General features: G+C 44.5%; 14 protein-coding genes. 12 read left to right on the forward strand and 2 right to left on the reverse strand.

Translation table 11 applies throughout. The features are described 5' to 3' along the window. Window positions 1-212 precede the first annotated feature (212 nt). The 12 genes from nusB to CVV77_RS00815 all read left to right on the forward strand — a co-directional run bounded on the left by nusB (window position 213) and on the right by CVV77_RS00815 (window position 12,178). Window positions 213-608, forward strand: a complete 396-nt coding sequence (gene nusB / locus CVV77_RS00755) for a transcription antitermination factor NusB (protein WP_100274411.1) — start codon at window positions 213-215, stop codon at window positions 606-608. Window positions 609-619: 11 nt separating this feature from the next. Continuing rightward, window positions 620-1,471 carry a bifunctional methylenetetrahydrofolate dehydrogenase/methenyltetrahydrofolate cyclohydrolase FolD gene (folD, locus tag CVV77_RS00760; protein ID WP_003226403.1) on the forward strand — a complete coding sequence of 284 codons (852 nt, stop codon included), beginning with the start codon at window positions 620-622 and terminating at the stop codon, window positions 1,469-1,471. 137 nt (window positions 1,472-1,608) lie between these two features. Next, window positions 1,609-2,955, forward strand: a complete 1,347-nt coding sequence (gene xseA / locus CVV77_RS00765; RefSeq protein ID WP_100274412.1) for an exodeoxyribonuclease VII large subunit — start codon at window positions 1,609-1,611, stop codon at window positions 2,953-2,955. Continuing rightward, complete coding sequence (locus CVV77_RS00770; protein ID WP_003226409.1) at window positions 2,952-3,206, forward strand: exodeoxyribonuclease VII small subunit; 255 nt, start codon at window positions 2,952-2,954, stop codon at window positions 3,204-3,206. The genes xseA and CVV77_RS00770 overlap by 4 nt, the downstream gene beginning before the upstream one ends. Then, window positions 3,196-4,086 carry a polyprenyl synthetase family protein gene (locus CVV77_RS00775; RefSeq protein ID WP_003236893.1) on the forward strand — a complete coding sequence of 297 codons (891 nt, stop codon included), beginning with the start codon at window positions 3,196-3,198 and terminating at the stop codon, window positions 4,084-4,086. The genes CVV77_RS00770 and CVV77_RS00775 overlap by 11 nt, the downstream gene beginning before the upstream one ends. Before the next feature lie 180 nt (window positions 4,087-4,266). Continuing rightward, complete coding sequence (gene dxs, locus CVV77_RS00780; RefSeq protein WP_100274413.1) at window positions 4,267-6,168, forward strand: 1-deoxy-D-xylulose-5-phosphate synthase; 1,902 nt, start codon at window positions 4,267-4,269, stop codon at window positions 6,166-6,168. Further along, a complete protein-coding gene (locus CVV77_RS00785; RefSeq protein WP_100274414.1) occupies window positions 6,165-7,010 on the forward strand; it encodes a TlyA family RNA methyltransferase in 846 nt (281 codons plus the stop codon). The genes dxs and CVV77_RS00785 overlap by 4 nt, the downstream gene beginning before the upstream one ends. Window positions 7,011-7,107: 97 nt before the next feature. Continuing rightward, window positions 7,108-7,557, forward strand: a complete 450-nt coding sequence (gene argR / locus CVV77_RS00790; protein ID WP_003236889.1) for an arginine repressor ArgR — start codon at window positions 7,108-7,110, stop codon at window positions 7,555-7,557. A gap of 35 nt (window positions 7,558-7,592) precedes the next feature. Further along, entirely contained in the window at window positions 7,593-9,323 is a 1,731-nt protein-coding gene (gene recN, locus CVV77_RS00795) for a DNA repair protein RecN (RefSeq protein WP_100274415.1), read from the forward strand. A 174-nt stretch (window positions 9,324-9,497) separates the two neighbouring features. After that, window positions 9,498-10,778, forward strand: a complete 1,281-nt coding sequence (spoIVB, locus tag CVV77_RS00800) for a SpoIVB peptidase (protein ID WP_100274416.1) — start codon at window positions 9,498-9,500, stop codon at window positions 10,776-10,778. A 275-nt stretch (window positions 10,779-11,053) separates the two neighbouring features. Beyond that, the gene (spo0A, locus tag CVV77_RS00810; RefSeq protein ID WP_003226427.1) at window positions 11,054-11,857 is read left to right on the forward strand and encodes a sporulation transcription factor Spo0A; all 804 of its coding nucleotides are present in this window, start codon (window positions 11,054-11,056) and stop codon (window positions 11,855-11,857) included. Window positions 11,858-11,998: 141 nt separating this feature from the next. Next, entirely contained in the window at window positions 11,999-12,178 is a 180-nt protein-coding gene (locus CVV77_RS00815) for a hypothetical protein (protein WP_003236884.1), read from the forward strand. 234 nt (window positions 12,179-12,412) lie between these two features. Here CVV77_RS00815 and CVV77_RS00820 read toward each other — a convergent pair whose 3' ends face one another. Together CVV77_RS00820 and CVV77_RS21920 are read right to left on the reverse strand one after the other, a co-directional pair. Then, window positions 12,413-13,531 (reverse strand): NADH-dependent flavin oxidoreductase, encoded by a 1,119-nt coding sequence (locus CVV77_RS00820; RefSeq protein WP_100274417.1) that lies wholly within the window; start codon window positions 13,529-13,531, stop codon window positions 12,413-12,415. Window positions 13,532-13,603: 72 nt separating this feature from the next. Further along, window positions 13,604-13,738 (reverse strand): hypothetical protein, encoded by a 135-nt coding sequence (locus tag CVV77_RS21920; protein WP_142397314.1) that lies wholly within the window; start codon window positions 13,736-13,738, stop codon window positions 13,604-13,606. Between the last annotated feature and the right edge of the window lie 313 nt (window positions 13,739-14,051).

A 14,051-nucleotide genomic window follows, 5' to 3' on the forward strand; every position in this document is an offset into this window, starting at 1 on the left:
TTACCCATTATTTCAAAGCATGAAGAAAGCCGGCTTAAGGCAGCCGAGTTTCTTCATGAACGTGAAATCCGAATGATCATATCAAGGTGTGTGAAAATATTCGGCAATAGGGTAAAAAACCTTGATTTCAATATGCGGATACGAAAAAAATATGTTATGATCTCTTTGTGGCTTAACGACAAGCGGATAAAGAGGATCAAAGGAGAAAGAAAATGAAAAGAAGAACAGCAAGAGAAAAAGCTTTGCAGGCACTATTTCAAATTGATGTCAGCGATATTGCAGTAAATGAAGCCATTGAACACGCATTGGATGAAGAAAACACAGATCCTTTTTTTGAACAGCTTGTACACGGGGTATTGGAACACCAAGTCCAGCTGGATGAAATGATCTCCAAGCATCTGGTGAATTGGAAGCTCGATCGGATTGCCAATGTTGACCGCGCGATTTTGCGTCTGGCAGCATACGAAATGGCATATGCCGAAGACATTCCGGTGAATGTCTCCATGAACGAAGCGATTGAGCTGGCAAAACGGTTTGGTGATGACAAAGCGACAAAGTTTGTAAACGGGGTTCTTTCTAACATTAAATCTGATATTGAACAATCATAGGAGGAAAGAAAATGACTGCAACAATCATCGACGGAAAAGAAACGGCTAGAGAAAAACGCGAGCAATTGGCAAAAGAGGTAGAAGAGCTTAAAAAGCAAGGCGTCACTCCTGGACTGGCGGTTATTTTGATTGGAGATGATCCTGCTTCTCACTCTTACGTGCGAGGAAAGAAAAAAGCGGCTGAAACAATGGGAATGAATTTCAAGCTCGATCAATTTGACAGCAGCCTCACAGAAGCTGAACTGCTTTCCATAATCGATCAATACAATCAAGACCCTGAGTTTCACGGCATTCTCGTTCAGCTCCCGCTTCCAGACCATATTTCTGAAAAAGCTGTGATCGAACGTATCTCTCCTGATAAAGATGTAGACGGTTTTCATCCATTAAACGTAGGGAAAATGCTCCTTGGCGAAGATACGTTTCTACCTTGTACGCCTCACGGAATTGTTGAGCTTTTGAAGAAAACCAATATCGACCTTTCCGGTAAAGAGGTTGTTGTAGTCGGCCGAAGCAATATTGTCGGCAAACCTGTCGGCCAGCTTTTATTAAATGAAAACGCGACGGTTACTTACTGTCATTCAAGAACGGAAAATATTACCGAACATACGAAAAAAGCGGACATCTTGGTGGTGGCAGTCGGCAGAGCTAACTTCATCAGTGCAGACCAGATCAAAGAGGGCGCTGTTGTCATTGACGTCGGTGTTAACCGTCTGGAAAGCGGAAAGCTTTGCGGAGACGTTGAATTTGAAGGGGCAAAGGAAAAAGCGTCCTTCATCACGCCGGTTCCTGGCGGAGTAGGTCCGATGACCATCACGATGCTTGCGCATAATACTGTTAAATCTGCGAAACGTACGTTATCATAGATAATTGGAGATATTCACAGGCGGGATGTTTTGCCCGCTGTGAATATGAGCACGATACCCGCTTCTTCAGGCTCCTAAAGCCAGGGCGGGTTTTCTTTAGTTATGGTGCAGGAATGCTTATGAGAGGAGTTTGAGACATGGGCGAAACAGCGTATGTTACTGTCTCAGCGCTGACAAAGTATATAAAACGAAAATTCGATGTAGATCCTCACCTTGAAAATATTTGGATTAAAGGCGAATTATCGAATGTTAAAATACACACAAGAGGCCACATTTATTTCACATTGAAAGACGAAAATGCCAGAATGCAGTCGGTGATGTTCGCGAGACAGAGCGAGCGTCTGCCTTTTAAACCTGAAAACGGCATGAAGGTGCTGGTCAGAGGCGGAATTTCCGTATATGAACCGAGCGGAAACTACCAACTATATGCCAAAGAAATGCAGCCTGACGGGGTCGGAGCGCTTTATTTAGCGTACGAAGAGCTAAAAAAGAAGCTTGCCGGAGAAGGTTTATTTGATAACCGCTACAAAAAACAAATCCCCGCATTTCCAGCCACAATCGGGGTTGTGACATCTCCAACGGGTGCCGCTGTCAGAGACGTCATTACAACTCTAAAAAGAAGATATCCCCTTGTAAAAGTCATTGTTCTTCCAGCGCTCGTACAAGGCGAAAATGCGAGCAGATCCATCGTTCAGCGCATTGAAGAGGCAAATGAAAAAGAGGTTTGCGACGTATTAATTGTTGGGAGAGGCGGCGGTTCGATTGAAGAACTGTGGGCATTTAATGAAGAAATTGTAGCACGCGCGATCTTCGCTTCTAACATTCCGATTATATCGGCAGTCGGGCATGAGACGGACTTTACGATCAGTGATTTTGTCGCTGATATCAGAGCCGCAACGCCGACAGGAGCAGCTGAGATTGCCGTACCGCATACCACTGATTTAATCGAACGGACAAAAACAGCGGAAGTCAGAATGACAAGAGCGATGCAGCAGCATCTCGGCCAGAAAAAAGAGCGGATTCAAACGCTGCAAGCCTCGTATGCCTTTCGTTTTCCAAAGCGTTTGTATGCGCAAAAAGAGCAGCAGTTTGACCTTGCCTATCATCAGTTTCAAGCACAGCTTACCGCTCTTTTAGATCGAAAAAGCAGACAGCTTGAGCGTGAAACGTACAGATTAGAGGCGCTGCATCCTCATGAACAGCTGAAGCAAGCGAGAACACGATACGAGGACCAAACAAATCAGCTGAGAAAAAATATGAATATTCATATGAAGCAGCTGCATTCCCAATTTCAAACTGTTCTTGGCAAGCTGAATGCGTTAAGTCCTCTTCAAGTGATGGAAAGAGGATACAGCTTGGCTTATAAAGAAGACGAACTCATTAAAAGTGTCAGTCAGATAGAAGAGAAGGACCAGGTTGAGGTCAAGCTGAAGGATGGCGTGCTGACCTGTGAAGTATTAGAAAAGAGAGGGGAAGAAAAATGACAGACGTGAAAAAAAATGAAAACATGACATTTGAAGAAGCGATGAAAGGGCTTGAAAGCATTGTGTCAAAGCTTGAAGAGGGCGATGTGCCTTTAGAGCAAGCGATTAACTATTTCCAAGAAGGCATGGCTCTTTCAAAAATGTGCCACGAAAAGCTGCAAAAAGTCGAAAAACAAATGGATTTCATTTTAAAAGAAGACGGCGAACTGGCACCTTTTAGTGTTCAGGAGGAAGACGAAGGTGACAAATAAATTAACGAGCTTTCTGGCGGAGCGGAAAAAAACGATTGAAAATCAGCTTTCTGTCTATACAGAGAAGCTTGATATGCCGGACTCATTAAAAAAGTCTATGCTGTATTCCCTAGAGGCTGGCGGAAAGCGGTTGCGTCCTCTCATTGTACTGGCTGTATTAAACGCCTATGGGAAAAGTGAAAAGGACGGCATTCCAGTTGGGTGTGCTGTCGAAATGATTCACACATATTCGTTAATTCATGATGACCTTCCTTGTATGGATGATGACGATTTGCGCCGCGGGAAGCCGACAAACCATAAAGTATTCGGTGAAGCGACAGCAGTATTAGCAGGTGACGGGCTCCTTACGGAAAGCTTTAAGCTGATCACCTCCCACGTGTCAGACGAGGTGTCAGCAGAAAAGCGCCTTCGGCTTGTGAATGAACTGATTTCAGCGGCAGGCACTGAAGGCATGGTCGGGGGGCAAGTAGCTGATATGGAAGCAGAAAACCGCCAAGTCACGCTTGAAGAGCTCGAATCCATTCATGAACGGAAAACCGCCAAGCTCCTCGGTTTTTGCGTAATTGCCGGTGCTATTTTGGCGGATGCGCCTGAGGAAGACATTGAAACGCTGCGTACCTTCAGCAGTCACATTGGAATCGGTTTTCAAATCAGAGACGATATTTTAGATTTAGAAGGCAGTGAAGAGAAAATCGGCAAACGTGTCGGCTCGGATACAACAAACGACAAATCGACTTACCCGTCACTTCTTTCACTGGAAGGGGCCAAACATAAATTGGATGTTCACATCAATGAGGCGAAGCGTTTAATCGGCGGACTCTCTCTTCAAAAAGATCTTTTATTTGAGCTTTGTGATTTAATTGCGGCAAGAGATCACTAAAACGATCCTAATTTGAAGCGGCTGCACGAGATATGGTAAAATGTAAGCAGTTTATATGAAAAATGAAAAGGAAAAGCGTGTTTGTCTTTTTTTATGTCTGAGAACTGGCCATTGTCCAGCTCGGCTTGTAGAAGACATGTATCATTGCAGAAATTCATGCTGAAAGTGAGTTGATCCGCTTTGGATCTTTTATCAATACAGGACCCGTCGTTTTTAAAAAACATGTCCATTGATGAATTAGAGAAATTAAGTGATGAAATCCGTCAATTTTTAATTACAACTTTATCCGCTTCCGGCGGCCACATCGGACCCAACTTAGGTGTCGTAGAGCTTACTGTTGCGCTGCATAAGGAATTTAACAGCCCGAAAGACAAATTTTTGTGGGATGTAGGCCACCAGTCTTACGTCCACAAGCTGCTGACAGGACGCGGAAAAGAATTTTCGACGCTTCGCCAGTACAAAGGGCTTTGCGGATTCCCAAAGCGGAGTGAAAGCGAGCATGATGTTTGGGAAACCGGGCACAGCTCAACTTCTCTGTCAGGTGCGATGGGAATGGCTGCTGCGCGTGATATTAAAGGTACGGATGAATTTATTATTCCGATCATCGGTGACGGCGCGCTGACTGGCGGAATGGCGCTCGAAGCGCTAAACCACATCGGCGACGAGAAAAAAGATATGATTGTCATCCTGAATGATAATGAAATGAGTATTGCACCGAATGTCGGCGCCATTCATTCTATGCTCGGACGCCTGCGCACTGCCGGGAAATACCAGTGGGTAAAAGACGAGCTCGAATACTTGTTTAAAAAGATTCCGGCAGTCGGGGGAAAACTTGCCGCCACGGCGGAACGAGTCAAAGACAGCCTGAAATACATGCTCGTCTCGGGAATGTTTTTTGAAGAGCTTGGTTTTACGTATTTAGGCCCGGTGGACGGACATTCTTATCATGAGCTGATTGAGAATCTTCAATACGCCAAAAAAACGAAAGGCCCTGTTCTCCTGCATGTCATTACGAAAAAAGGGAAGGGGTACAAACCGGCTGAAACCGATACGGTTGGAACATGGCATGGTACTGGACCATATAAAATTAATACCGGTGACTTTGTAAAACCGAAAGCCGCAGCTCCTTCATGGAGTGGCCTAGTCAGCGGCACTGTGCAGCGAATGGCGCGCGAGGACGGACGCATTGTAGCCATTACGCCGGCTATGCCTGTCGGCTCTAAGCTTGAAGGCTTTGCAAAGGAATTCCCTGACCGCATGTTCGACGTAGGAATCGCAGAACAGCATGCCGCTACGATGGCAGCAGCTATGGCAATGCAGGGGATGAAGCCGTTTTTGGCGATTTATTCAACCTTCCTGCAAAGGGCATATGACCAAGTTGTTCATGACATCTGCCGTCAAAACGCCAATGTGTTTATTGGCATTGACCGTGCAGGGCTCGTCGGCGCTGACGGAGAGACACATCAAGGCGTGTTTGATATTGCGTTTATGCGTCACATTCCAAACATCGTCTTAATGATGCCAAAAGATGAAAATGAAGGACAGCACATGGTTCATACAGCACTCAGCTATAATGAAGGCCCGATTGCGATGCGTTTTCCGCGCGGAAACGGACTCGGCGTAAAAATGGATGAACAGCTGAAAACGATTCCGATCGGCACGTGGGAGGTGCTGCGTCCGGGGAACGACGCTGTCATCTTAACGTTTGGAACAACAATCGAAATGGCGCTTGAAGCAGCTGAAGAGCTGCAAAAAGAGGGGCTTTCCGTGCGCGTTGTGAATGCGCGCTTTATTAAGCCGATTGATGAAAAGATGATGAAGGATATCCTAAAAGAAGGCTTGCCGATTTTAACGATTGAAGAAGCGGTCTTAGAAGGCGGTTTCGGAAGCTCGATTTTAGAATTCGCTCATGATCAAGGTGAATATCTTACACCAATTGACAGAATGGGTATCCCGGATCGTTTTATTGAACACGGAAGCGTAACGGCGCTTCTTGAAGAAATTGGACTAACAAAACAGCAGGTGGCAGACCGGATTAGATTACTGATGCCGCCGAAGACACATAAAGGAATTGGATCATGACGTCAAAGAAAGAACGTTTAGATGTATTACTAGTGGACAGAGGGCTGGCGGAAACGCGGGAAAAAGCCAAGAGAGCTATTATGGCGGGGATCGTCTATTCAAACGAAAACCGCTTGGACAAGCCCGGGGAAAAAATTGACCGTGACTTACCGTTAACCGTCAAAGGAAACCCGCTAAAATATGTGAGCAGAGGCGGCTTAAAGCTTGAAAAAGCGCTGAAGGAGTTTCCCGTCTCTGTTAAGGATAAAATCATGATTGATATTGGCTCCTCCACCGGCGGTTTTACGGACTGCGCTCTGCAAAACGGAGCTAAACAGTCATACGCGGTGGATGTAGGCTACAATCAGCTTGCGTGGAAGCTCAGACAAGATGAACGGGTCGTCGTAATGGAACGGACCAACTTCCGTTACGCAACACCGGCAGACTTTACAAAGGGCATGCCGGAGTTTGCTACGATTGATGTATCCTTTATTTCACTGCGGCTCATCCTGCCTGTTCTCAAAACATTGCTTGTACCGGGCAGTGACTGCATGGCTCTTGTTAAGCCGCAGTTTGAAGCGGGACGGGAATCCGTCGGCAAAAAAGGGATTGTCAGAGATCCTAAAGTGCATGCTGATGTTCTCAAGCGAATGATCAGTTTTTCTGCGGCTGAAGGCTATATCTGCAAAGGCCTGTCATTTTCTCCTATCACGGGAGGAGACGGAAATATTGAATTTCTCCTTCATTTGCATTGGCCGGGAGAGGGACAGGAAGGACAGGAGCTGCCGGAAGAAGAGATCATCCGCATTGTAGAAGAGGCACATAAGACGTTAAAAGAAAAAAAAGCAGATGTACCGGAATAATAGGGCGACTATTATTCCTTTTTTCTGCATTCATGTACAATTTGCAGAGAATCATATAACATAAAAGAACAGATAAGCTGGAAATAGAGGTGCTTACATGAACAAAGGCCAGAGGCATATTAAAATCAGAGAGATCATTACAAGCAATGAAATCGAAACGCAAGATGAATTGGTCGACATGCTGAAACAGGATGGATACAAAGTAACGCAAGCCACGGTTTCACGGGATATTAAAGAACTTCACCTTGTAAAAGTGCCTACGAATAACGGCTCTTACAAATACAGTCTTCCGGCAGACCAGCGTTTCAATCCGCTGTCCAAGCTGAAGCGGGCACTGATGGACGCATTTGTGAAAGTAGACTCTGCAAGCCATATGATTGTGCTGAAAACGATGCCGGGCAACGCCCAGGCAATCGGGGCGCTGATGGACAATTTGGACTGGGATGAAATTATGGGGACCATTTGCGGAGATGACACGATTTTAATTATTTGCCGGACTCCTGAAGATACAGACGGCGTAAAAAACAGACTGCTTGAGCTGCTGTAACAGAAATCTAACAAAGATAAGAGGTGTAATGCTGTTTGTTAGCTGAACTATCGATTAAAAACTTTGCCATTATTGAGGAACTGACGGTTTCTTTTGAACGCGGGCTCACGGTTTTAACAGGAGAAACCGGAGCCGGCAAATCCATCATCATAGATGCCATTTCTCTTTTAGTCGGAGGCCGAGGATCATCTGAATTTGTCAGATATGGAGAAGCAAAAGCCGAGCTTGAAGGGCTGTTTCTGTTGGAGAGCGGCCATCCCGTTTTTGATATATGCGCTGAGCAGGGAATCGACGTTTCAGACGAAATGATCGTTATGAGAAGGGATATCAGCACGAGTGGAAAAAGCGTTTGCCGGGTTAATGGCAAGCTTGTCACGATTGCCTCGTTAAGAGAGATCGGCAGGCTTTTATTAGATATTCACGGGCAGCACGATAACCAGCTGTTAATGGAGGACGAAAATCATCTCCAGCTTTTGGACAAGTTTGCCGGAGCCGAAGTGGAAAGCGCGCTCCAAGCATATCAGGAAGGATACCAGCGTTACATGAAGCTGCTTAAAAAGCTAAAACAGCTTTCTGAAAGCGAACAGGAAATGGCACACCGCCTTGATCTCATTCAATTTCAGCTCGAAGAAATCGAATCGGCAAAGCTTGAGCTTAATGAAGATGAACAGCTCCAAGAAGAACGCCAGCAAATTTCAAACTTTGAGAAGATATATGAATCGCTGCAAAATGCGTATAACGCGCTTCGCAGTGAGCAAGGCGGACTGGACTGGGTCGGAATGGCATCAGCGCAGCTTGAAGATATATCCGATATTAATGAACCGCTGAAAAAACTGTCTGAAAGTGTTTCGAACTCCTACTATCTTCTGGAGGACGCTACATTTCAGATGAGAAATATGCTGGACGAGCTTGAGTATGATCCGGAACGCCTGAATTATATTGAAACACGTCTTAATGAAATCAAACAGCTGAAACGAAAATATGGTGCATCTGTTGAGGATATTTTAGAATACGCTTCTAAAATTGAAGAAGAGATTGACCAAATTGAAAACAGAGACAGCCACCTTCAAAGCGTGAAGAAGGAGCTTGACTCAGTCGGCAAAGATGTCGCAGTGGAAGCGGCAAATGTTTCACAAATCAGGAAAGCATGGGCGAAAAAGCTGGCCGATGAGATTCATCGGGAATTAAAAAGCCTGTACATGGAAAAGTCAACGTTTGATACGGAATTTAAGGTCAGAACAGCGTCCCGCAATGAGGAGGCGCCGATTGTAAACGGCCAGCCTGTTCAGCTGACTGAACAAGGGATAGATCTGGTGAAGTTTTTAATTTCAACCAATACAGGTGAACCGCTAAAATCTCTTTCGAAAGTCGCTTCCGGGGGAGAACTGTCTCGGGTAATGCTTGCCATAAAAAGCATTTTTTCCTCTCAGCAGGATGTGACGTCGATTATATTCGATGAGGTCGATACCGGTGTAAGCGGCAGAGTCGCCCAGGCAATCGCTGAGAAGATCCATAAAGTGTCAAAAGGATCACAAGTGCTGTGTATTACACACTTGCCTCAGGTGGCTGCCATGGCCGATACGCACCTTTATATTGCGAAGGAGTTAAAAGACGGCAGAACGACGACACATGTCAAGCCGCTGTCTAAGCAGGAAAAGGTAGTGGAAATCGGGCGCATGATTGCAGGAGTCGAAGTAACAGACTTGACGAAACGCCATGCGAAAGAACTTTTAATACAAGCCGATCAAGTCAAAACAACTGGGTAAGCTGCGCGAGAAGCGCAGCTTATTTTTTTCGCACACATCCATTCGTTCATCAGTATATCCAATGTTTTTCTTTATATGACAGTTATAAATAAGGCGTCAGAAGGCAAAATTAAATGATGTAGCAGCAAGTCATAAAGAAGGTGTGGGATAGGAGCGAGGAGAGTGAAGTAGTGAATGCCCGATAACATCAGAAAAGCAGTAGGTTTAATTCTCCTTGTTTCGTTATTAAGTGTAGGTTTATGCAAACCGCTAAAAGAGTATTTACTGATTCCAACGCAAATGAGAGTATTTGAAACCCAAACACAAGCGATTGAAACGAGCTTATCGGTAAACGCTCATGCACAAGAATCGTCAGAAGCGTTTACAGTAAAAAAAGACCCGCATGAAATCAAGGTGACAGGCAAAAAATCAGGTGAATCAGAATTAGTATACGATCTTGCCGGATTTCCAATCAAAAAAACAAAAGTGCAAGTTCTTCCTGATTTAAAAGTCATACCTGGCGGACAATCAATCGGTGTTAAACTTCATTCCGTCGGTGTTCTTGTCGTCGGATTTCATCAAATCAACACAAGTGAAGGCAAAAAATCTCCGGGAGAAACGGCCGGCATTGAAGCGGGTGACATCATTATTGAGATGAATGGACAGAAAATTGAAAAAATGAATGATGTAGCCCCATTTATCCAGAAGGCAGGTAAAACCGGAGAATCGTTAGATTTGCTGATTAAACGTGATAAGCAAAAAATCAAAACAAAGCTCATTCCTGAAAAAGATGAAGTAGAAGGCAAGTACAGAATCGGATTATATATCAGGGATTCGGCTGCTGGCATCGGCACCATGACCTTTTATGAACCGAAAACAAAAAAATACGGAGCACTTGGCCACGTGATTTCCGATATGGACACAAAGAAACCAATCGTAGTGGAGAATGGAGAAATCGTCAAATCCACTGTAACATCAATTGAAAAAGGGACAGGCGGAAATCCGGGAGAAAAATTGGCGCGATTTTCCTCAGAACGCAAAACGATCGGGGATATTAACAGAAACAGCCCATTTGGGATTTTCGGCACACTGCATCAGCCAATTCAAAACAATATTTCAGATCAAGCATTGCCGGTTGCGTTTTCTAATGAAGTCAAAAAAGGGCCGGCTGAAATTTTAACGGTCATTGATGATGACAAGGTAGAAAAATTTGATATTGAAATCGTCAGCACGACGCCGCAAAAATTCCCGGCGACAAAAGGAATGGTCTTAAAAATAACCGATCCGAGGCTGTTGAAAGAAACAGGGGGCATCGTACAGGGGATGAGCGGAAGCCCGATCATTCAAAATGGAAAAGTGATCGGCGCTGTCACCCATGTGTTTGTAAATGATCCGACAAGCGGCTACGGCGTTCATATTGAATGGATGCTGTCAGAAGCAGGAATCGATATTTACGGAAAAGAAAAAGCAAGCTGACTGCCGGAATTTCCGGCAGTTTTTTTGTTTTTATTCCTCTTCACTTCTCAGAATACATACGGTAAAATGTACAAAAGAAGATTTTTCGACAAATTCACGTTTCCTTGTTTGTCAAATTTCATTTTTAGTCGAAAAACGGAGAAAAACATAGAATAACAAAGATATGCCACTAATATTGGTGATTATGATTTTTTTAGAGGGTATATAGCGGTTTTGTCGAATGTAAACATGTAGCAAGGGTGAATCCTGTTAACTACATTTGGGGAGGAAGAAACGTGGAGAAAATTAAAGTTTGTGTTGCTGATGATAATCGAGAGCTGGTAAGCCTGTTGAGTGAATATATAGAAGGACAGGAAGACATGGAAGTGATCGGTGTAGCTTATAACGGACAGGAATGCCTGTCGTTGTTTAAAGAAAAAGATCCCGATGTGCTCGTATTGGATATTATTATGCCGCATTTGGACGGACTTGCGGTTTTAGAGCGGCTGAGGGAATCAGATCTGAAAAAACAGCCGAATGTCATTATGCTGACAGCCTTTGGACAGGAAGATGTCACGAAAAAGGCCGTCGATTTAGGCGCGTCCTACTTTATTCTCAAACCGTTTGATATGGAAAACCTTGTCGGACATATCCGTCAGGTCAGCGGAAATGCCAGCAGCGTGACGCACCGTGCGCCATCATCGCAAAGCAGCATTATACGCAGCAGCCAGCCTGAACCAAAAAAGAAAAATCTCGACGCGAGCATCACAAGCATTATCCATGAAATCGGCGTCCCGGCGCATATTAAAGGCTATCTCTATCTGCGCGAAGCAATCTCAATGGTATACAATGACATCGAATTGCTCGGCAGTATTACAAAAGTCCTCTATCCGGACATCGCCAAAAAATTCAACACAACCGCAAGCCGTGTAGAAAGAGCGATCCGCCATGCAATTGAAGTGGCGTGGAGCAGAGGAAACATTGATTCCATTTCCTCATTGTTCGGCTATACAGTCAGCATGACAAAAGCTAAACCGACAAACTCAGAGTTCATTGCAATGGTTGCGGATAAGCTGAGATTAGAGCATAAGGCTTCTTAAGCATGAGTATATTAAGCGATGATTAAATCAAACGTCTTTTATTTATTAGTTCGCGCTGATAAATAGGAGGCGTTTTGTTTTAGGGACATTTATTATAATGGATGATGAATAGGAAGCACATTTTCCTGAGGGAGTGATAATGTGTTTGAAAAGTACGGACTGCTGATTGCGTTATTTATTCTTGCGCTTTGCGTCAATTCGAACATCATTACAGAATCACACATGGCAGGCACCCTGATCGACTTCATCTCATTTACAGTCATGGTTTCATGTGTTTTCGCTGCTTGGATTATCAAAAACAAACAATCAGGATCAAATTGAAACCTTTCCCCTGCAAACTCGTAAGATAAGGACGTATTCATGAACAAAGGAGACGTATGAATGAAAAAGAAAAAAGCCGGAAAACGTGACGGGTTGCTGTTGGATTTGCTTTCTGAAGCGGCAGACCTATTGCTGTTCCTGCCGTTTAGGTTTTTACACAAACTGTTTGATTAGAGAAAAAGCCCCTTATACAAGGGGCTTTTTTAAAAATATCGTTTCGGCGGTCTCCACACATTAATCTTTATAAGGTACCCAGCCAGGCGTGTTCACAATTGCTTGCCATAGCGGTTCAGGCAAGTGATATTTTTCTTTATCTGTGCCTTTGATCACTGTTTCGATTTGTTTTTCCCGGCCTTCTTTTACTTTCACCGTCCAGTCGGGGTCAACTAGAATTTCGCGTCCCATCGCGACTAGCGGAATGCCGTTTTCGATTACAGCCAGCGCGTCATCTGCGGAATGAATGGAACCGACGGCGATAAGCGGCACTTTGTTTCCGACACGTTCATTCAACAAGTCCATGCGTGTACGAGTCGGATCTGCACCGCGGCGCGCATTTGAGTTCACGTCCATCAGTGAGATATGAAGGTAATCCAATTCTTTATCCCCTAAAGCGTCAACAAGCGTAAAGGTTTCAGTCATTGTCAATCCTGGTGTCTCAGGTTCTTCCGGAGACAGGCGGTAGCCGACTAAGAACGCACCCTTCGCATGTTCTGCAGCGGCTTTTTTCACTTCATCGACAATAGCAAGCGGGAAGGCTAATCGTTTTTCGTCGCTACCTCCCCAGCGGTCTGTGCGCTGATTGGTTTTCGGAGAATAAAACTGCTGAATCAAGTAGCCGTTTGCGCCGTGAATTTCGACACCGTCAAAGCCGGCTTCAATGGCGCGTCTTGTCGCTTCTCCAAATGCCTTCACAATGTTTTCCGTTTCTTCTTCTGTTAAGGCGCGGGCAATTTGCTTGCCGTTATCAAATACGTCACTTGGCGCTACAACATCTTGTTGCGGAACGAGTTCAGACGGACATTCAATACCGCCGTGATGAATTTGCACAACGGCTATAGCGCCTTGCGCCTGAATGGCTTGCGCTAATTTTTTTAAACCTGGAATGTTGGCATCATCATGGATGGCCGGCTGCCCGGGAAATGCTTTTCCATCCGGTGTGACATTTGCACAGGCTGTAATCACCATTCCCATTTCTTTTGAACGGGGGATGATGTAATCAAGCTCTGCATCAGATATTGTACCGTCATCGTTAGAAGCGTAATGAGTCATTGGTGCTACTGCGATCCGGTTGTCAATTGTAACGCCGCTTTTAAACGTAAATGGTTCAAACAGCGGTTTATACTTAGGGTTCATTTAATCATCTTCTTTCGTTTGGATTCGGACATATTCTAGCCTATATGTAAAAATTAATGCAATTGATCTGCTTTACCGGCTGAATATCTTGAGTACAGAGTGATGTTTTCTGCGTTCTTTTTCGGGGGCTTTGTAGCCGCCGCTGATTTGGTGGCCGATGGTGCAAGTGATGACTGCTGCAGCGACCAGCAGAACGAATTTTTTCATGGCTGTAACTTCTTTCTGTAAAGTGAATATCCTTTAAAAGGTTACGCCTGGCTGATTCAGCCGTCAAACGATTTGCTCACCTCATTCCTCACATTTTTTCAAAATGAATAAAAAGTTGCTTCTTTTCGTTAATTTTTTCTAATATGTGCCTCAATTAGAGCCATCCTCATAGATAAATGCGATTGCTTTCTTTCTAACAACAGGAAATGATCAGGTCGGATAGCCCTTTTGAAAATCATGGAACTTCATCGCCTGCTTTCACAACATCTTTACAAATCTGCCATTCTGGTCAAAGATAAAAGCCAAACATCAG

The sequence above is a fragment of the Bacillus sp. SN1 genome (genome assembly GCF_002796895.1).
GTDB lineage: Bacteria > Bacillota > Bacilli > Bacillales > Bacillaceae > Bacillus > Bacillus inaquosorum.

What these genes read in the sequence shown, in the direction of transcription:
- CVV77_RS00820 (WP_100274417.1), bottom strand. Translation starts at nt 13,531, where the DNA reads ATGAACCCTAAGTATAAACCGCTGTTTGAACCATTTACGTTTAAAAGC.
- CVV77_RS00770 (WP_003226409.1), top strand. Translation starts at nt 2,952, where the DNA reads ATGACAGACGTGAAAAAAAATGAAAACATGACATTTGAAGAAGCGATG.
- CVV77_RS00785 (WP_100274414.1), top strand. Translation starts at nt 6,165, where the DNA reads ATGACGTCAAAGAAAGAACGTTTAGATGTATTACTAGTGGACAGAGGG.
- folD (WP_003226403.1), top strand. Translation starts at nt 620, where the DNA reads ATGACTGCAACAATCATCGACGGAAAAGAAACGGCTAGAGAAAAACGC.
- CVV77_RS21920 (WP_142397314.1), bottom strand. Translation starts at nt 13,738, where the DNA reads ATGAAAAAATTCGTTCTGCTGGTCGCTGCAGCAGTCATCACTTGCACC.
- spoIVB (WP_100274416.1), top strand. Translation starts at nt 9,498, where the DNA reads ATGCCCGATAACATCAGAAAAGCAGTAGGTTTAATTCTCCTTGTTTCG.
- nusB (WP_100274411.1), top strand. Translation starts at nt 213, where the DNA reads ATGAAAAGAAGAACAGCAAGAGAAAAAGCTTTGCAGGCACTATTTCAA.
- xseA (WP_100274412.1), top strand. Translation starts at nt 1,609, where the DNA reads ATGGGCGAAACAGCGTATGTTACTGTCTCAGCGCTGACAAAGTATATA.
- argR (WP_003236889.1), top strand. Translation starts at nt 7,108, where the DNA reads ATGAACAAAGGCCAGAGGCATATTAAAATCAGAGAGATCATTACAAGC.